The organism is Cryobacterium algoritolerans (assembly GCF_004402785.1).
In the GTDB taxonomy this organism is placed as follows: Bacteria; Actinomycetota; Actinomycetes; order Actinomycetales; family Microbacteriaceae; genus Cryobacterium; species Cryobacterium algoritolerans.
This window is the reverse complement of the sequence record NZ_SOFP01000047.1, coordinates 153,997-172,616: the sequence shown is the minus strand read 5'-3', so window position 1 is coordinate 172,616 and position 18,620 is coordinate 153,997. Positions and strand designations below refer to the sequence as shown.

The window sequence follows — 18,620 nt, the reverse complement described above, 5'->3', positions numbered from 1 at the left end:
GGTTTTCGGCCGGGGCCGGCCGGGAACGACAGCATTTCCCAGAGCCGGCCCGGGCCGCTGCCGGGCCGCTTGCCGGGGCGCTCCGGCACCCGCAGGAGCGGACGCCCAGTGGAGTAGGGCAGGATCGAAGGATCATGGCTACTCTCACCGCGCTCCCGCATGTCACCGACCCGGACATCCTGTTCGAGGCATTCGAACTCTGGGCCGTCGAGCAGGGCCTGGCGCTCTACCCGGCCCAGGAAGAAGCGGTGATCGAGATCGTGTCCGGGGCGAACCTCATCCTGAGCACCCCGACCGGCACCGGCAAGTCGCTGGTGGCCGTCGGCGCGCACTTCGCCGCGCTGTCCGCCGGCAAACGCACCTTCTACACCGCCCCGATCAAGGCGCTGGTCAGCGAGAAGTTCTTCGCTCTCGTCGACATCTTCGGCGCCGAGAACGTGGGCATGATGACCGGCGATTCCTCGGTGAACTCCGACGCCCCGATCATCTGCTGCACAGCGGAGATCCTCGCGAACCTGGCGCTGCGCAGCGGCGAGGACACCCAGGTGGACCAGGTCGTGATGGACGAATTCCACTTCTACGGCGACCCGGACCGCGGCTGGGCCTGGCAGGTGCCGCTGCTGTTGCTGCCGCGGGTGCAGTTCATCCTGATGTCGGCCACCCTGGGCGACGTCACGGTCATCGCCGATGACCTCGCCCGGCGCACCGGCCGGCCCACCGCTGTCGTCACCGGCGTGGAGCGGCCCGTGCTCCTGCACTACTTCTACGAGACCACGCCCGTGCACGAGACGGTCGAGGACCTGCTGAAGACCGGGCAGGCGCCGGTCTACATCGTGCACTTCGCGCAGGCGGCCGCCCTGGAGCGCGCCCAGGCGCTGAGCAGCGCGAAGGTGGCGACCAAGGAGCAGAAGGAGGCGATCGCGGAGCTGATCGGCGAGTTCCGCTTCACCACTAGCTTCGGAAAGACCCTGTCCCGGCTGATCCGGATGGGCATCGGCGTGCATCACGCAGGCATGCTGCCCAAGTACCGCCGGCTGGTCGAGCAGCTCGCCCAGCGCGGCCTGCTCCGGGTGATCTGCGGCACCGACACGCTCGGCGTCGGCATCAACGTGCCGATCCGCACCGTGCTGTTCACCGCACTCACCAAATACGACGGCGTGAAGATGCGCCAGCTGAACGCCCGCGAATTCCACCAGATCGCCGGGCGGGCCGGCCGGGCCGGCTACGACACCGCCGGGACGGTGGCCGTGCAGGCACCGGACCACGAGACCGACAACCTCAAGGCGATCGAAAAGGCCGGCGACGACCCGAAGAAGAAGCGCAAGATCATCCGCAAGAAGGCACCGGAGGGCTTCGTCTCCTGGGGCGAGCCGTCGTTCCAGCGGCTCGTCGCGGCCGAGCCGGAAACCATGCAGTCGAGCATGCAGATGACCGCGGCGATGCTGATCAACGTGATCGGGCGGGGCGGCGACGCGTATGCCCACGTCTACGCTCTGGTCTTCGACAACCACGAGCCCTGGAAGCGCCAGCTCGCGCACGCCCGGCGGGCGCTGGGGATCTACAAGACGCTGCGCGCGGCGGGGATCGTTGAACAGAAGCTCGACTCGTCGACCGGGCGCACGGACATCCGCCTGACCGTCGACCTGCAGCCGAACTTCGCCCTCAACCAGCCGCTCTCCCCGTTCGCGCTCGCCGCGTTCGCGCTGCTCGACCCCGATCCCGCGGTGGACTCAGGGACCGGCAACTATGCACTTGACATGATCTCGATCGTCGAGGCCACCCTCGACGACCCGCGCCCGGTGCTGATGGGCCAGCAATTCGCCGCCCGCGGTGAGGCCGTGAACGCGATGAAACGGGAGGGCATCGAGTACGACGAGCGGATGGCGCTGCTGGAGGAGATCACCTGGCCCAAGCCGCTCGAGGAACTGCTCACCTACACGTTCGACACCTACAAGCAATCGCAGCCGTGGATCGCCGACTTCGCGTTACGCCCAAAAACGGTCGTGCGCGACATGTACGAGCGGGCGATGTCGTTCGGCGAGTTCATCGCCTTCTACAAGCTCGCCCGCAGCGAGGGTGTCGTGCTGCGCTACCTCTCCGATGCCTACCGGGCCGCCAGGCAGACCATCCCGGACGAGGCGAAGACCGAGGACCTGCTCGACCTGATCGAGTGGCTCGGCGAGCTCGTGCGCCAGGTGGACTCAAGCCTGCTCGACGAGTGGGAGGAGCTCATCCACCCCGACCTTGCCGTGCACGAGGCCGGGGCCCACTCGGTGCTGCCGCCGGCTCCGCGCCGCCTGACGACGAACACCCGGGCCTTCCGCATCCTCGTGCGCAACGAACTCTTCCGCCGGGTGCAGCTGGCGGCGCTTGAGCACTACGACGAGCTCGGCGAACTCGACCGTGAACACGGCTTCACCGCGGATGCCTGGGCCGACGCCATGGACGGCTACTTCGCCGAGCACGACGAGCTGCTCGCTGGTGCGAATGCCCGCGGAGCGGGTCTGCTGATCCTCGACGAGGGGGCCACCGTCTGGACCGCCAGACAGATCTTCGACGACCCGGCCGGCGACCACGACTGGGGCATCAGCGCCACGGTCGACCTGGCCGCATCCGACGAACTCGGCGCCGCCGTGCTGCGGGTCACCGGGGTCAACCGGCTGTAGGGCCGCCGCCGGCCGCCGGCTGCACCGGAGTACGGTGGGATCATGTCAACGACCCACGTTTCCGACGCCCCGATCCGCACCGGTCTGATCGGTTTCGGCACCTCCGGCCGGCTCTTCCACAGCCCGTTCATCGACGCGAATCCCGAGTTCTCCCTCGACCTGATCGTGACGAAGGACCCGACCCGGCGCGAACTGGCCGGGGAACGCTATCCCAGGGCCCGCCTGGTCGACGGCCCCGACGAACTCTTCGCGGAGGCCGGGAACCTCGACCTGGTCGTGATCGGTTCGCCATCGGCCACCCACGTGCCGCTCGCGCACGCGGCGCTCGACGCCGGGCTGGCCGTCGTCGTCGACAAGCCGTTCGCGGTGACGAGCAGGGACGGCCGCGCGCTGATCGAGAAGGCCAACCGGCTGGGCCTCCCGCTGACCGTGTTCCAGAACCGCCGCTGGGACGGCGACTTCCTGACCCTGAAGTCCCTGTTGGACGCCGGGAAGCTCGGCACGGTGCGCCGGTTCGAGTCGCGGTTCGAATGGTTCAAGCCCGTGCAGTCGAAATCCTGGAAGGCCGCCGCGACGATCCAGGAGGGCGGCGGTGTGCTCTTCGACCTCGGCGCGCACCTGATCGACCAGGCCATGGTGCTGTTCGGCCCGGTCGACGACATCTACGCCGAAACCCTCACCCGGCGCCCGGGCGGAACCGCAGACGACGACACCTTCGTGGCGTTGCACCACGGCTCCGGGGTGCGCTCGCACCTCTGGATGAACGGGATAGCGGCGCAGGCCGGCCCGCGGTTCCACGTGCTCGGCTCGGAATCCGGGTACACGAAGTGGGGCCTGGATGGCCAGGAGGAGGCGCTCAAGGCCGGCGCGCGGCCGACCGACCCCGGCTTCGGGGTCGACGACGAATCGACCTGGGGTGTGCTCGGGATCGACGGCGCCCTCACCCCGGTGCCCGCCGAGCGGGGCAGCTACGTCTCGTTCTACACCGGGCTGGCGGATGCCCTGCTCCGGGGGGCGCAGGTGCCGGTCGACCCCGAGGAATCGCTCAGGGTGATCGCGATCATCGAACGGATCAACCTGCAGACGCACTAGGCAAACGCGCCGTGCCCGGGCTTCAACGCTTGGCCGTCCAGTCGAGGTTGATGATGTTGCGGATGTAGATGTTCTCGCCGAGGCCCGAGACCGACGGGTTCATCCTCAGCAGCTGCTGCACCGGCACGTCGAAGCGCTGGGCGATGGCGAAGAAGTCGTCGCCCTCCACGACCGTGTACGTGCTCAGGTTACCGGCGGCATCCGTGGCCGCGGCGCCCCGGGCACCCATGGTGGCACCCTGGTCGATCGCCGGCCCCTCCGGGAGCGGCACGGCCGGCCCGGCCTCCGCATTCGGGGTCGTCTCCGGCGCCGGCGGGTTGGGGATGATCACCTCGGGGACCGTGGGGGTGGGCGTGGGCGTCGGGGTGGGCGTCGGAGTGACGAGCACGGTGGCCGTGACGACCGGCGCCGGGGGAGTCGAGCAACCGGCGAGGGCCGGGAGCAGCGTCACCGCAGCCAGGAGAGCCAGGGCGGCCCGGGTCAGGACGGGATCGTGGGTGGACCGCCTGCCCCGACCAGCCCGACTCTCACGCGGCTCGTGCGGTAGCGTCGTGGTGCCCATGATGATCCCCCCGGAAACCGCCGGTTCAGGACCGACGTGAAATCAGTTTAGGCCTCTCGGGGCAGAATTCGGATCCGGGGACTTCGCGCGCCCGGCACTCGTGCGGCGCCCGGTACTCGTGCAGCGCTGTTCGCCGTCTCAGCATTCGATCACGTTGACGGCGAGACCGCCCTCGCTGGTCTCCTTGTACTTGGTCATCATGTCCAGCCCGGTCTGGCGCATGGTCTCGATCACGGTGTCGAGGGAGACGAGGTGGGTGCCGTCGCCGTGCAGGGCGAGCCGGGCCGCGGAGACGGCGGTCGACGATGCGATCGCGTTTCGTTCGATGCAGGGCACCTGGACCAGGCCGCCGACCGGGTCGCAGGTCAGACCCAGGTGGTGTTCCATGGCGATCTCGGCCGCGTTCTCGACCTGGCGGGGAGTGCCGCCGAGCACGGCGCAGAGGGCGCCGGCAGCCATGGCGCAGGCGGAGCCGACCTCGGCCTGGCATCCGCCCTCCGCCCCCGAGATGGAGGCGTTGGCCTTGACCAGGGAGCCGATAGCGACCGCGGTGAGCAGGTAACGGCGGATTCCGGCGGCGTTCGCCCCCGGAACGAAGCGCAGGTAGTAGTGCCCGACCGCGGGAATGATGCCTGCTGCGCCGTTGGTCGGGGCCGTCACGACCCGCCCGCCGGAGGCGTTCTCCTCGTTCACGGCCAGTGCGAAAGCGTGCAGCCACTCCGTCGACGTGTCGCGTTCACGCACCGGCAGGCTCTCATATTCCTCTAACTGCATGCGAACGGCGGCGGCACGCCGTTTCACCTTGAGACCGCCGGGCAGGATGCCGGTGGCGACGAGCCCTGCCTCCACGCACACGTGCATCGCGTCCCAGATCGCGTCAAGGCCGGCGTTGAGCCGGTCGACGCCGTGGATGGCCTCCTCGTTGGCGCGGGCGACCTCGCAGATGGAGACGCCGTGCAGGTCACAGAGCGCCAGGAGTTCGGCGCTGGACGCGTACGGCATGGGGGCGGCGGCCAGTGTGCGAGCCTGGGCCTGGTCGCCGTCGCGACGGATGAAGCCGCCGCCGATCGAGTACCAGGTCTCTTCGAAGAGGGGGAGGGCATCCGTCTCACCCCACGCCCTCAGGGTGAGCGCGTTCGGGTGGCCGGGCAGCCGGGTGCGCGGTTCGAAGCTGATGTCGTCCCGCTGGACCGGGATGGGGTGACTGCCGGCAAGGAGAAGGGTGGCGCCCTCGGCGAGGCCGGACCAGGCGTGCCGCACCGCGTCGGGGTCGCAGGTTTCCGGCTGAAGCCCGGCGAGGCCCGCCAGGATCGCGTCCGGCGTGCCGTGGCCGAGACCGGTGGAACCGAGCGAGCCGTAGAGCGAGCAGCTGATCCGGGCGACGTCTCCCAGCCTGCCGGTGTCGGCCAGGTGGCTGGCGAAGGTGAGGGCGGCGCGCATGGGGCCGACCGTGTGGGAACTGGATGGACCGATCCCGATGGAGAAGAGGTCGAGAGCCGACACGTACGCTGTCATCCGACCATCGTACGGCGCGGTTCCGGCTTCGGCGGGAGGAGGCGACGGTTAGCCGGCGGCGGGAGCCTCGCCGAGGAGTCGCGCGTGCTCGATCGTTATCCAGCGGTCCATCACGACGGTCAGGCCTGCGGCCTCGGCGGCAGTCCGAGTCCAGATGCCCAATTGCATCCAGACCGTCGACGCGCCGCCCGGGGTCTCCCCGGGTATGGTCGCCCGGGTTCCGCCATCTGCGGGATGCTCTCGGTCATGGTGTGCCTCCTCGTGCCGTCGGGACGGTCGGCTGCCGCCGACCTGCCCACCAGGTGCAACGCCCGTGCCCGCGGCGCCCATTCCCGCCCGGGCCGCTCGGCTGACAGGATGAGGGCATGGTGGCGACAGTGGAGACAGTGGAGACGGTTGTTGTCGGCGGCGGGGCGATGGGGTCGGCGACCGCATGGCAGCTGGCCAGGCGGGGCCGCTCGGTGATGCTGCTCGAACGTTTTGGGCCCGGGCACACCAACGGTGCCTCCCACGGGGCCTCCCGCAACTTCAACACGGCATACTCCGACCCGACCTACGTGGCGATGCTGGCCGAGGCGCTGCCGTTGTGGCGAGAGCTGGAAGCACAGACCGGATCTCGGCTGCTGGAGCAGGTCGGGGTGGTCAACCACGGGCCGAACCGCGACTTCGACGCCGTGGCCGCGGCGCTCGCCGGTGCGGGGCTCGGGGCCGGCTTCCTGTCGGCGGAGGCCGCGGCGGAGCGCTGGCCGGGCATCCGTTTCGACGGCCGGGTGCTGCACACCCCCGACGCCGGGCGGCTGAACGCGGATGCCGCGGTGACCGCCCTGCAGGCCGCCGCGGCCGCAGCCGGCGCCGAGATCAGGCATGAAACCCGGGCGCTGCGCCTGGAGGTGCTCGGGGACGATCGGGTGCGCGTGATCACCGAGGCCGGCATGATCGAGGCATGCCGTGCCGTCGTGACCGTCGGCGCCTGGACCGGCTCGCTGCTGGCCGGGGTGCTCCCGGTGCCGCGGCTCCGGGTCACCCAGGAGCAGCCGGCGCACTTCGCGTTGCGCGACCGGTCGACGGATGCCGCGATCGCCGCCGCCACCGACTGGCCCGGCTTCAACCACGCCTTCGACCCGGCCGCTGCACGGTACGGCTATTGGTACTCGCCGATCTATGGCATGTACACGCCGGGCCAGGGGGTCAAGGCGGGCTGGCACGGCGTCGGTGCGGTCACCGACCCGGACGCGCGGAGCTTCCTGCCGGAGCCGGTGCAGCTCGCGGCCCTGCAGCGCTACGTGCGCGACTGGCTCCCGGGTGCCGACCCCGACGACTGCGAACCGGTCAGCTGCACCTACACGACCACGGCCGACGAGGACTTCGTGCTCGACCGGGTCGGCCCGGTCTCCGTCGGCGCCGGGTTCAGCGGGCACGGCTTCAAGTTCACGCCCACGGTCGGCCGGATCCTCGCCGACCTGGCCACCGATTCCGCCGCCGCCCCGTCCCTGTTCGCCCTCTCCCGGAAGCCCGGCCCCGGCCCCGGCGGCTGGCTCCTGCGGCGCTAGCTCCTCGGGGTGCCAGCCTCCTGCGGCGATAGCGCCGGGCATTAGCCCAACTGCACCGCGCCGAACGCGAGCGCCGCGATCAGGGTCCAGGAGAGCAGGCCCACGGTGAGGGCGCGGCCGCCCGTGCGGACAATCGCGCCGAGGTCTACGGCCGTACCGAGGCCGAACAGGGCGGTCGCCAGGAGGTACGTCTGCAGGGTGTCCGCTCCGGCGAGCAGCCCGACGGGGAGCGGCACGAAGGTGCGCAGCATCACCGCGGCGAGGAAGCCGGCCACGAAGAGGGGCAGGATCGGCGGGCGGGCCTCCGGCCCGGGGGTCGCCGGGTCACGCGCGTCGCGCCGGCGCTCGCGCACCGCGACGCCGGCCACGATCGGCGCGAGCATGAGCACCCGGGTGAGCTTGACGACGACGGCCACGGCGAGGGCGGCAGGGCCGGCCACCTGGGCGGTCGCGATCACCTGGCCCACGTCGTGCACGCCCGCACCGACCCAGTGACCGAACTGGACGTCGGTCAGGCCGAGCGGGTGCCACAGCACCGGGAGCACGGCGATGGCCAGAGTGCCGCACAGAGTGACCAGGGCGATCGGGGTGGCGGTCTCCTCGTCCTTCGCCTTGACCACGCCGCTCATCGCACCGATCGCGGAGGCACCGCAGATCGAGAACCCGGTCGCGATCAAGAGCGGCTGGTTACCCGGCAGGCCGAGCCGTCGGCCGAGCCAGAGGGTGCCGGCGAAGGTGAGCAGTACGATCGCGACGGTCGTTGCGATGGTCAGCCACCCGAGCGCGAGGATGTCGACCAGGCTGAGTTTGAGCCCGAGCAGTACGATGCCCAGCCGCATGATGCGGGTGGCGGCGACCGAGAGTCCGGGCGCCAGGACGCCGGCCGGGGCCCGGCGCCGTGCCGGCAGCTGGCCGGCCAGGATGCCGAGCACAACCGCCACGGTGAGTAAGGGGAACCCGGGCAGGACAGCGTGGACGATCCCGGAGAGGAGGGCGGCGGCGGCCGCGACGAGCACACCCGGCAGCCACATTTATCCGAGCCTACGCCGCCCGGGCGTGTGCTCAGGTCCGAGCAGCCCGTTCGATCTCCGTCGCAGGCCTGGTCTGACCCGGCCGAGGCGAAGAAAAACCGCTCTCCGCGGGGAAAGCGGCTTTTCTCTCAGTTCGGTCGGAGTGCCGGGCCGGAGCGGGCCGGGCGCCGCGGGTCAGCGGTGGTGGAAGCGGGCGACCATCGGGCAGTCGAACGGGTCCCGGGCGGAGAGCCCGACCTTGTTGAGGTAGGCGATCACGATGCCGTAGGACTGGAACAGTCCCGTCTCGGTGTAGAGGATGTTGTGCGACTGGCAGTATTCCTTGGTGATCTCCTGCGCCTTGCGCAGGTGCGGGCGAGCCATGTTCGGGAACAGGTGGTGCTCCACCTGGTAGTTCAGGCCACCCATGAACGTGTCCATGAAGGTGCCGCCGCGGATGTTCCGCGAGGTGAGCACCTGGCGACGAAGGAAATCGACCTTGCTCTCGTGCGGGAGCTGCGGCATTCCCTTGTGATTGGGCGCGAAAGACGCTCCCATGTACACGCCGAAGACCGCGAGCTGCACGCCGACGAAGGCGAAGGCCATGCCCAGCGGCAGGAAGTAGAAGATCACAGCGACGTAGAGGATGATGCGGGTCGACAGCATGCTGATTTCGAGCCAGCGCTTGTCAACCTTGCCGCGACCGAAGACCGTCTTGAAGCCCTGCACGTGCAGGTTGAACCCCTCGGCCATCAGCAGCGGGAAGAACAGGTAACCCTGCTTGCGGGTGACGAAGGAACCGAGCCAGCCGACCTTCGCGGCGTCCTCCTCGCGGAAGACGATGAAGTCGGGATCGATGTCGGGGTCCTTGCCGATCACGTTCGGGTTGGCGTGGTGCCGGCTGTGCTTGTTCATCCACCAGGCGTAGCTGATGCCGACGAACAGGTTGGCGAGGATTCGGCCGGCCCGGTCGTTGGCGGGCCCCGACTGGAAGACCTGGCGGTGCGAGGCTTCATGGGCGAGGAACGCGAACTGGGTGAGGATGATGCCGAGCACCGCGGCGATGATCAGCTGGTACCAACTGTCGCCGAGCAGCACGAAGCCGGTGGCGGCGGCGCCGGTGGCGAGCACCAGCATGGAGAAGACGAACCAGTAGAACCCGGTCGCGCGCTTCAAGAGTCCCAGGTTGCGCACGGTGTGCAGCAGGGATGAGTACTCGGTCGTTGGATTCTTCGAGTCGCCACCCGGGCGGGTCTTGACGATGCGCACTGTGGGCGCGACGGTTGCTTCCGACATGAGGCCTTTGTTTGGTATCTGGACTTCCCAGTCGGTTGTGGAGCAATCACTCGTGAAACAGATAACAATCAGTCTACGGGCGGCAGCCCTGTCGAGGGGGGGAACTCACACGTGTTTCCCAGTCGCTATATGCCTTCTGAGGCATATCAGGCGGGTGTGGATGCGCCTTCCGGAACGTCGAATCCGGCCGGATGGTTGCCCGACTGCGGCCCGTGTCAGCGCCAGCTGGGCAGCCAAATGTGCATCTGCCAGAACAAGAACGACGTCTGCGTCCCGGTCCAGAGCGGGTAGAAGAAGACGCTCACCAGGGCGGCGGCGGCGAGATAGCCCACGACGACGCGAATGCCGGCGCGCCGGCCGCGCTCCGCGTCCTCCGTGTCCTCCGCGTCCGCAACCGGCGTGCCCGTCGTGCCCGTCGTGCCCGTCGTGCCCGTCGTGCCCGTTGTACTCGTCGCACTCGTCCCGACCGCCGCGGTCGTCGTCCCGGTCGCCGCGGAACGGCGCCCCATTCCGGGCACGAGACCGAGGACGAGGCCGATCGCGCAGGTCAGGGCCAGCAGCAGGTAGGGCTCGAATGCGATCGTGTAGAACTGGAACACCGTGCGGCCGAGGTAGATCATCCAGGGAAGATAGCCGCCGACCATACCCATCAGGATCAGGCCCACCTGCCATTCGCGGTACCGCGCCAGGCGGTAGACGAGGTAGAGAATCGCGGCTGTCGCGGCCCACCAGATCAGCGGGTTGGCGATCCCGGTGATCGCGTCAGAGCAGGTGGTGAAACCGCAGCCGTTCTCGCCCAATGCCGAGCTCCGGTAGTACATGCTCGTCGGGCGGGTCATGAACAGCCAGGTCAGCGGGTTGGCCTGGTACGGATGGGGGGTGGCCAGGCCGACGTGATAGCTGTACGCGGCCACCTGGTAATGCCAGAAGCTCTGCACCGAATCGGGGACCCAGGCCAGTGCACCGGTCCAGGCGGCGCCGGGGGAGGTGGCCCAGTTGCGGTAGAAGCCGTCGGAGGTGACGAACCAGCCGGCCCAGGAGAGCAGGAAGGTGGTCACGGCGACGGGCACCAGCAGCAGGAAGGTGGCCGGGGCCTGTTTGAGCACGGCGCCGCTCCACCAGAACGCGATGCCGGCCCGGCGCCGGGCGAGGGCATCCACGACCACGAGGTAGACGCCGAACGCGGCAAGGAAGTACAGGCCTGACCACTTGACGCTGCAGGTCAGCCCGAACGCGAGCCCGGCGGCGAGCAACCAGGGCCGCCACCAGAGGGTCGGACCCCAGCCGGCCTCCCGCCCGGCCTCCCGGCGCCGGGCCATCCATTTGGCGAGCCGTCCGGCGTGCCAGTCCCGGTCGAGGAGCACGGCGCCGAAGCCGAGGAGCGCGAAGAACATCACCGAGTTGTCGAGGAGGGCGACCCGGGACATCACAATGGCGTTGCCGTCGATCGCGAACAGGAACCCCGCCAGCACCGCGAGTATCGTCGACCCGAACAGCTTCTTCGCGACCAGCATCAGCAGCACGACCGCAAGCGCGCCGATCACGGCGGTCACGATTCGCCAGCCCCAGCTGCTCTCCGGCCCGAAAGCGGCCATCCCGAGCGAAATCAGCCACTTGCCCAGCGGCGGGTGCACGACGAAGGCCGGGTTCGTCGTGAAGATGCCGGTGTGCCCGGCGGCGAAGAGCGCATCCGGCTTGTCCGGCCAGGTCGATTCGTAGCCGTTGTTAGCGAGCGTCCACGCGTCCTTCACGTAGAACGTCTCGTCGAAGACCAGCGAGTGCGGGCTGCCCAGGTTCCAGAGTCGCAGGATCGCCGCCAGTGCGGTCACCGCGAGGGGGCCGGCCCAGGAGAACCAACGGCTATTGAGGAACACCTGACCATCGTAGTGAGCCGTGACTGCGAGACTGGGAGCATGATCATCCTGGCTGCCACTCCGATCGGAAACCTCGGCGACGTCTCCCGCCGGCTCGTCGAGGCCCTGACTAGCGCGACGGTGATCGCCGCCGAGGACACCCGCGTCACCGTGCACCTGCTCAAGGCCCTCGGTATCGAGAACCGGCCGAGGCTGATCAGTCTGCACGACCACAACGAGCGCGGCAAGGCGGCGGAGCTGGCCGAGCTGGCCCGCGACACGGATGTCCTCGTGCTCAGCGATGCAGGGATGCCCACCGTTTCCGACCCCGGATTCCATCTGGTCGACGCGGCGGTCGCGGCCGGCGTGGTCGTCTCGGCGTTGCCCGGCCCGTCGGCCGTGCTCACGGCGCTCGCCGTGTCGGGGCTGCCGACCGACCGGTTCACCTTCGAGGGTTTCCTCCCGCGCAAGCACGGCGACCGGGTCACCGCGCTGCGCGAAGTGGCGGCCGAGCGGCGCACCATGGTCTTTTTCGAGTCGCCCAACCGGCTCGCGGCATCGCTCACCGACCTCGGAGCCGTGCTCGGAGCCGACCGGCGCGTCGTCGTGTGCCGGGAGCTGACCAAGTTCTATGAGGAAGTGAAACGGGGCACGGCGGCCGAACTGGCCGAGTGGGCCGCGGCGGGCGTCAAGGGCGAGATCTGCATCGTCGTCGCCGGTGCCGAGGCGCGCGTTCTCGACCTTCCGACCGGTGTCGCCGAGGTGCTCGCCCTCGTCGCGGCCGGCGCCCGGCTGAAGGAGGCCGCCGCGGATGTCTCCGCCGCGTCGGGCCTCGGCAAGCGCGACCTCTACGAGGCGGCGCTGCAGCAGAAGTCCGGTGGCCCAGCCCCCGCGAAGCCGGACTTTTCCGGCCTCCCGCTGGGCTGAACGCCCGCCCTGCCGGGCAGGGCGCGAACGAGCGGTCGAGGGAATAACTGAGGTTCACTCATGGTTAACCTAGGTATGCGACATCCCGGTTGGCGGCAGCAGGGATGGTCGGAGACAGGAGGTGCCCGATGACACGAGCGGTGAGGTTCTCCCACTACGGCGGCCCGGATGTTCTCCAGATCGTCGAGGTGCCGGATCCCGTTCCCGGTCCGGGCGAAGTCCTTGTCGACGTCGTGGCGGTCGGACTCAACCCGGTGGAGGCAGCCATCAGGGAAGGCCGTTTCGACGCGGAATGGCCGGCGCGTTTCCCGGCCGGACAGGGTAGTGACTTCGCCGGCATCGTTCGGCAGCTCAGCGTCGGCGTCACAGGCTGGAAGGTCGGCGACGAGGTGATCGGGCACGCCGTCCGCGGGTCCCAGGCCGAACTCATTGCCGTTCCGGCGACCGACATCGTCCGCAAACCCGCCTCTTTGGCCTGGGAGGTCGCGGGCAGCCTCTACGTCGCCGGCGCCAACGCCTGGCGGGCGGTGCAGGATGTGAACCCGCACCCCGGCCGCACCGTGCTCGTGCACGCCGCCGCGGGCGGGGTCGGTGGCATAGCCGCCCAGCTTGCCCGACTGCGTGGAGCCACCGTGATCGGAACGGCCAGTCAGGAGAGCTTCGACCGCCTCCGCCAACTCGGGGTTGTGCCGGTGGAGTACGGACCGGGCCTCGCCGAGCGGCTGGCCAGGCTCGCACCGGGCGGCATCGACGCCGAGCTCGATCATCTGGGCGACGATTCCCTCGCCAATCTCCGCTCCGCCGACATGACCGATTCCGTGCTGCTGGCGAAAATCGCCCGGATGGTGGCCGACCGCCAGATCGTCGTGCCGGTTGCGGCGATCTACCCCTTCGACCGGGTGCAGGACGCCTACCGCGAGCTCGAGGCCGGGCATGCCCACGGCAAGATCGTGCTCAGCCTGCACCCGGTCGGCTACGCCCGCCAGAAAGTGCGGGGCGTCGACGTGCGAGAGTCCGAGGCGACCAAGGACCAGCCCGGCCGGGTCGCCGGGCCACCCGCCCACGAGGTGCTGCCGCCGGTGTTCGGGCATCCGCGGCAGCGCCCGGCCGACCGGGCGGCCGAGTTCACCCCCGTTCCGCCCCAGTGAGGGCCCCCAGCGGGCTCGCACCGTAACAGGGCAGGCGCCATCCGCTGCTCCCAATAGGATGGTGGGTATGTCCGACGGCTCATCCTTCTACATCACCACGCCGATTTTCTATGTGAATGATGTCCCTCATATCGGGCACGCCTACACCGAAGTGGCCGCCGATGTGCTCGCGCGCTGGCACCGGCAGGCCGGTGAAAAGGCCTGGCTGCTGACCGGCACCGACGAACACGGGCAGAAGATCCTGCGCACCGCCACCGCCAACGGCGTCACGCCGAAGGAGTGGGCCGACCGCCTGGTCGAGACCGCGTGGAAGCCCCTGCTGCAGACCGTCGACATCAAGAACGACGACTTCATCCGCACAACCGACGAACGCCACGAGGTGAACGCGCAGAAGTTCCTGCAGCACCTCTACGATGCCGGCCACATCTACACGGGCGAGTACGAGGGCTACTACTGCGTGGGCTGTGAGGAGTACAAGCAGCCGAGCGACCTCATCGACGGCACCGGCGAATTCGCCGGCCAGCAGGTCTGCGCGATCCACTCCATCCCGGTCGAGCTCCTGCACGAGAAGAACTACTTCTTCCGGATGAGCACGTTCGCCGACCAGCTCCTCGCGCTCTACGAAGACAACCCTGATTTCGTCCAGCCCGCCGCCGCACGCAACGAGGTCATCTCCTTCGTCAAGCAGGGCCTGAGCGACCTGTCCATCTCCCGTTCCAGCTTCGACTGGGGCATCAAGGTGCCCTGGGACGACAGCCACGTCGTCTACGTCTGGTTCGACGCCCTGCTCAACTACATCACCGCCGCGGGCTATGGCCACGACGACGAGAAGTTCAGCAGGCTGTGGCCGGCCACCCACATCGTGGGCAAGGACATCCTTCGCTTCCACGCCGTGATCTGGCCGGCGATGCTCCTCGCGGCCGGCATCGAGGTGCCCCGCCGGGTCTTCGGCCACGGCTGGCTGCTGGTCGGCGGCGAGAAGATGAGCAAGTCCAAGCTCACCGGCATCGCTCCGAGCCAGATCACCGACACCTTCGGCTCGGACGCGTTCCGCTATTACTTCATGCGCGCGATCAGCTTCGGCCAGGACGGGTCATTCTCCTGGGAGGACCTCTCCGCCCGTTACCAGTCCGAGCTCGCCAACGGGTTCGGCAACCTCGCCTCCCGCGTGATCGCCATGGTCGTGCGCTACTGCGACGGGGAGATCCCGACCCCCACCGTGTTCACCGAGGACGACGAGCTGATCCGCGCCACCGAGAAGCGGGCCACGGATGCCGCGGGCGAGGCAATCTCCCGCCTCGCCATCCACGAGGCGATCGCCGCAATCTGGGAGCTGGTCGACGAACTCAACGGCTACATCACCAGCCAGGAACCGTGGGCCCTCGCCAAGGACCACGCCGGCCGCACCCGACTCGAGGCCGTGCTGTACACGGCCGTGCGCGGACTCGGCACCCTCGCCGTGCTGCTCTCCCCGGTCGTGCCCCAGGCCACCGCGAAGCTCTGGCAGGCGCTCGGTGGCAGCGGTGAGCTCACCGATGTGCGCATCGACCAGGCCTGGCAGTGGACCGGCGGCACCCACGTGTCCCCGCTCGAGGCGCTCTTCCCGCGCATCGAGGTCACGGTTGGCTGACCACCCGGTGTCGGCCACCGACCCGGCCTCGGCCGAAGACCGGGTGCCCCGACTCGAGCAGACGGCGAACCGCGATCTGCGCTACCCGCCGCTGCCGGAGCCGCTCATCGTCTCGGTCTATGACAACCACACTCACCTCGATCCTTCGACAGGCTCAATACGGCAAATCGCCGACGGCGACGAGGGGCTGAGCGTTGCCGAACAGCTCGACCGGGCATCGAGCGTCGGCATCCGCGGCGTCATCCAGGTCGGCGGCGACCTGGCGACCTCGCGTTGGGCGGCGGCGGCGGCCGCCGCCGAGCCGCGCATGCTCGCGGCCGTCGCCATCCACCCCAACGAAGCCCCGGCCTACGAGGCCGCCGGCACCCTTGACGACGCGCTGGCGGAGATCTCCGCCCTGGCCGCACGCCCCAGGGTCGTCGCCGTCGGCGAGACCGGTCTGGACTTCTTCCGCACCGGCCTCGAGGGCCGCGCAGCCCAGCACCGGTCCTTCGAGGCGCACATCGAGATCGCGAAGCAGCACGGCCTCGCCCTGCAGATCCACGACCGCGACGCCCACGCCGAAGTCATCGAGACCCTGCTCCGGGTCGGCGCCCCCGAGCGCACCGTGTTCCACTGTTTCTCCGGCGACGCCGAGATGGCCAGGATCTGCGCCGACAACGGCTGGTACCTCTCGTTCTCCGGCACCGTCACCTTCAAGAACGCGGACAACCTGCGCGATGCTCTCGCCGCGATTCCGAGCCGGCTGATCCTGGTCGAGACGGATGCCCCATTCCTCACCCCAGTGCCCTTCCGAGGCCGCCCGAACGCCCCCTACCTTCTGCCGCACACGCTCCGCGCCATGGCCGACCACCTCGAAACGGATGCCGCGATGCTCGCCGCACAGATCTCCTCGAACACCGAACTCGTCTACGGGCGGTGGGACGCCGAACCGGTGAAACCGCCCCACGCGCCGTCCGCGACCGAGACCACCCCCGGGGGAGGCATCGCGTGACCGAACCCAGGCACGGGTACGCCGCGGGTGAGGAACCCGCAGCGCCTCCGCTCGACCCGCGGGCCGGAACCGAGGGCGCGGACCGCGATGCGGACCCCGCCAGGGGACGGCACGCCGCCCCGGCCGATCAGATCCCGGCCGATCAGATCCCGGCCGAGCAGGTCCCGGCCGTCGAGCTCGTCGAGACGGGGATCTCGACGAGCTCGATCACCGCGGAATCGAGCACCGCGGACTCGAGCACGCCCGAAGCGGGCGCAGAGGCTCCCGTCGCCGCGGCGCCGCCGACCCGCACCCTGCTCGGCCCGGCCGAGATCCGCGACCTCGCCGAGATGCTCGGCGTCAACCCCACCAAGAAGCTCGGCCAGAACTTCGTCATTGACGGTAACACCGTGCGCAGGATCGTCAAGGTTGCGGCCATCACCGACGCCGACACCGTCGTGGAGGTCGGCCCCGGCCTCGGTTCCCTCACCCTCGGCCTGCTCGAGACCGGCGCCCGGGTCGTGGCAGTCGAGATCGACGAGCGGCTTGCCGAGCAGCTGCCGCTCACCGTGCAGCTGATGCACGAGGGCGCGCCGCTGACCGTCATCCGTGCCGACGCGCTCAAGATCACCGAGATCCCCGACTCGCCGACCAGGTTGGTGGCCAACCTGCCATACAACGTCTCCGTGCCGGTGCTGCTGCACCTGCTCGAACACTTCGGGTCGATCCGCGCCGGCGTGGTGATGGTGCAGGCCGAGGTCGGCGAGCGCCTCGCCGCCCCGCCCGGCTCGAAGGTCTACGGCAGCCCGAGCGTCAAGGCCGCCTGGTATGGGCAGTTCCGCACCGCGGGCAAGGTCAGCCGCCAGGTGTTCTGGCCGGTGCCGAACGTCGACTCGATCCTGATCGCCTTCGAACGACGCGCGGAACCGCTGGAAAGCGAGGAACTGCGCCTGGCCAGCTTCGCCCTCGTCGACGGCGCATTCCAGCAACGCCGCAAGATGCTGCGGCAGTCGCTGTCGAGCGTGCTCGGCGACTCAGCGACTGCGTCGACCATCCTGGCCGAGGCTGGGATCGACCCCACCGAGCGCGGCGAACAGCTCACCGTGAACGACTTCCTCGCGATCGCCCGCGCCTGGCGCGCCCGGTAGCGCCCGGCATCGCTGTCCGGCGGAGTCCGCCTTCACCGGGCAGCGGCGCGCTAGCATCGCGGCGTGTCCTGGAATCCTGTGCCCGAAAACCCTCGTGAGCAGCAGAAGCGCCGGCATCGGCGACCAGGCGGTCCTGGCCGCCCAGGGCGGCTGAGCATCACGCCCGGTCACGAGAAGCCGATCCGGCTGGGCTAGGTTAGTCACATGACCAACGCGGCCGCATCTCCCATGGTGCACGCGAGGGCACCGGGAAAAATCAACGTCTTCCTCAAGGTCGGTGCCGTGCTCGAAGACGGTTACCACGAGGTGGCAACCGCCTACCAGGCAGTCTCCCTGTACGAGGACGTGCGCGCCTACCCGGCCGACGATTTCTCGGTCGAGTTCAGCGGATCGATCGACACCTCCGGACTGGCCGTCGATGGCAGCAACCTCGCGATCAAGGCCGCTCGGGCGCTGGCCCGCAAGGCGGGCTTCCGCGGCGGCGTGCGCCTGGACATCGAGAAGAACGTCCCGATCGCCGGTGGCATGGGCGGCGGATCCGCGGATGCCGCGGCGACCCTCCTCGCCTGCGACGCCCTCTGGGGCACCGAAGCGACCAGAGAGGACCTGCTCGGCATAGCGGCCACCCTCGGCGCCGACGTCCCGTTCTCATACACCGGCGGCACGGCGATCGGCACCGGCCGCGGTGACCGGCTCAGCCCGGCCCTGGCCAAGGGGCAGTTCCATTGGGTGCTCGCCCTCGCCGAGTTCGGCATGTCGACGCCCGCCGTGTACAGCGAGCTCGACCGCCACCGCGAGCGGCACGCTCAGGACATCTTCCCGGCCCAGCTGCAGCCCACCGTCGATGCCAACGTGCTGCAGGCCCTGAGGGCCGGCGACCCCGCGATGCTCGCCGAATCGCTCCACAACGACCTGCAGGCCCCGGCGCTGCACCTTGCCCCCGGCCTGGCCAGGGTGCTCGAACTCGGCGAGGCGAACGGCGCGCTGGCCGGCATCCTCTCCGGTTCCGGCCCCACCGTCGCGTTCCTGGTCCAGGACGCCGACAACGCCCTCGAGTTACAGGTCGCGCTGAGCGCCTCCCGCCTGCACGTCGTACGTGCCACCGGCCCGGTGCACGGCGCCCGAATCATCCACGACTAGGATCCGGGCGGGGTCTCGACTGGCTCGACCACCGCACGGGGTCTCCTGAGAAAGCCGATGTTTTCGCCAACCACCCGGGCGCGAAGCGCCCCCTCAGCTGGACAGGCTCG

14 protein-coding genes are annotated in these 18,620 nt (G+C 69.5%); 9 read left to right on the top strand and 5 right to left on the bottom strand.

Features of this window, described 5'->3' with window-relative positions; all coding sequences use genetic code 11:
* Window positions 1–134: 134 nt before the first annotated feature.
* Together E3O19_RS10760 and E3O19_RS10755 are read left to right on the top strand one after the other, a co-directional pair.
* Window positions 135–2,666 (top strand): DEAD/DEAH box helicase, encoded by a 2,532-nt coding sequence (locus E3O19_RS10760; protein WP_134567462.1) that lies wholly within the window; start codon window positions 135–137, stop codon window positions 2,664–2,666.
* Between the two features lie 42 nt (window positions 2,667–2,708).
* The gene (locus tag E3O19_RS10755; protein ID WP_134567460.1) at window positions 2,709–3,758 is read left to right on the top strand and encodes a Gfo/Idh/MocA family protein; all 1,050 of its coding nucleotides are present in this window, start codon (window positions 2,709–2,711) and stop codon (window positions 3,756–3,758) included.
* A gap of 22 nt (window positions 3,759–3,780) precedes the next feature.
* On the opposite strand, the gene E3O19_RS10750 is transcribed toward E3O19_RS10755, so the two are convergent.
* Together E3O19_RS10750 and E3O19_RS10745 are read right to left on the bottom strand one after the other, a co-directional pair.
* Entirely contained in the window at window positions 3,781–4,320 is a 540-nt protein-coding gene (locus E3O19_RS10750) for a LysM peptidoglycan-binding domain-containing protein (RefSeq protein WP_134567458.1), read from the bottom strand.
* Window positions 4,321–4,458: 138 nt separating this feature from the next.
* Window positions 4,459–5,835, bottom strand: coding sequence for an L-serine ammonia-lyase (locus E3O19_RS10745; protein WP_134567456.1), 1,377 nt, complete (start codon window positions 5,833–5,835; stop codon window positions 4,459–4,461).
* Window positions 5,836–6,200: 365 nt separating this feature from the next.
* Between E3O19_RS10745 and E3O19_RS10735 the strand changes: the two genes are divergently transcribed.
* Window positions 6,201–7,385, top strand: a complete 1,185-nt coding sequence (locus E3O19_RS10735) for an FAD-dependent oxidoreductase (protein ID WP_134567455.1) — start codon at window positions 6,201–6,203, stop codon at window positions 7,383–7,385.
* Between the two features lie 41 nt (window positions 7,386–7,426).
* Here E3O19_RS10735 and E3O19_RS10730 read toward each other — a convergent pair whose 3' ends face one another.
* The 3 genes from E3O19_RS10730 to E3O19_RS10720 form a co-directional block, all read right to left on the bottom strand.
* Window positions 7,427–8,416, bottom strand: coding sequence for a YeiH family protein (locus tag E3O19_RS10730; protein WP_134567453.1), 990 nt, complete (start codon window positions 8,414–8,416; stop codon window positions 7,427–7,429).
* 174 nt (window positions 8,417–8,590) lie between these two features.
* Complete coding sequence (locus E3O19_RS10725) at window positions 8,591–9,691, bottom strand: fatty acid desaturase family protein (protein ID WP_134567451.1); 1,101 nt, start codon at window positions 9,689–9,691, stop codon at window positions 8,591–8,593.
* A 215-nt stretch (window positions 9,692–9,906) separates the two neighbouring features.
* The gene (locus E3O19_RS10720) at window positions 9,907–11,565 is read right to left on the bottom strand and encodes a dolichyl-phosphate-mannose--protein mannosyltransferase (protein WP_134567449.1); all 1,659 of its coding nucleotides are present in this window, start codon (window positions 11,563–11,565) and stop codon (window positions 9,907–9,909) included.
* Window positions 11,566–11,604: 39 nt separating this feature from the next.
* On the opposite strand from E3O19_RS10720, the gene rsmI reads away from it, so the two are divergent.
* The 6 genes from rsmI (at window position 11,605) to E3O19_RS10690 (ending at window position 18,510) form a co-directional block, all read left to right on the top strand.
* On the top strand, window positions 11,605–12,471 hold the full coding sequence (gene rsmI, locus E3O19_RS10715) for a 16S rRNA (cytidine(1402)-2'-O)-methyltransferase (protein WP_134567447.1): 867 nt from the start codon (window positions 11,605–11,607) through the stop codon (window positions 12,469–12,471).
* A 128-nt stretch (window positions 12,472–12,599) separates the two neighbouring features.
* Window positions 12,600–13,619, top strand: coding sequence for an NADP-dependent oxidoreductase (locus tag E3O19_RS10710; RefSeq protein WP_134567445.1), 1,020 nt, complete (start codon window positions 12,600–12,602; stop codon window positions 13,617–13,619).
* 67 nt (window positions 13,620–13,686) lie between these two features.
* A complete protein-coding gene (gene metG / locus E3O19_RS10705; protein ID WP_134567443.1) occupies window positions 13,687–15,249 on the top strand; it encodes a methionine--tRNA ligase in 1,563 nt (520 codons plus the stop codon).
* Complete coding sequence (locus E3O19_RS10700) at window positions 15,242–16,243, top strand: TatD family hydrolase (RefSeq protein WP_241981319.1); 1,002 nt, start codon at window positions 15,242–15,244, stop codon at window positions 16,241–16,243. The genes metG and E3O19_RS10700 overlap by 8 nt, the downstream gene beginning before the upstream one ends.
* 329 nt (window positions 16,244–16,572) lie before the next feature.
* On the top strand, window positions 16,573–17,370 hold the full coding sequence (gene rsmA, locus E3O19_RS10695) for a 16S rRNA (adenine(1518)-N(6)/adenine(1519)-N(6))-dimethyltransferase RsmA (protein ID WP_241981329.1): 798 nt from the start codon (window positions 16,573–16,575) through the stop codon (window positions 17,368–17,370).
* Between the two features lie 204 nt (window positions 17,371–17,574).
* Entirely contained in the window at window positions 17,575–18,510 is a 936-nt protein-coding gene (locus tag E3O19_RS10690; protein WP_134567441.1) for a 4-(cytidine 5'-diphospho)-2-C-methyl-D-erythritol kinase, read from the top strand.
* The last annotated feature ends 110 nt before the right edge of the window (window positions 18,511–18,620 follow it).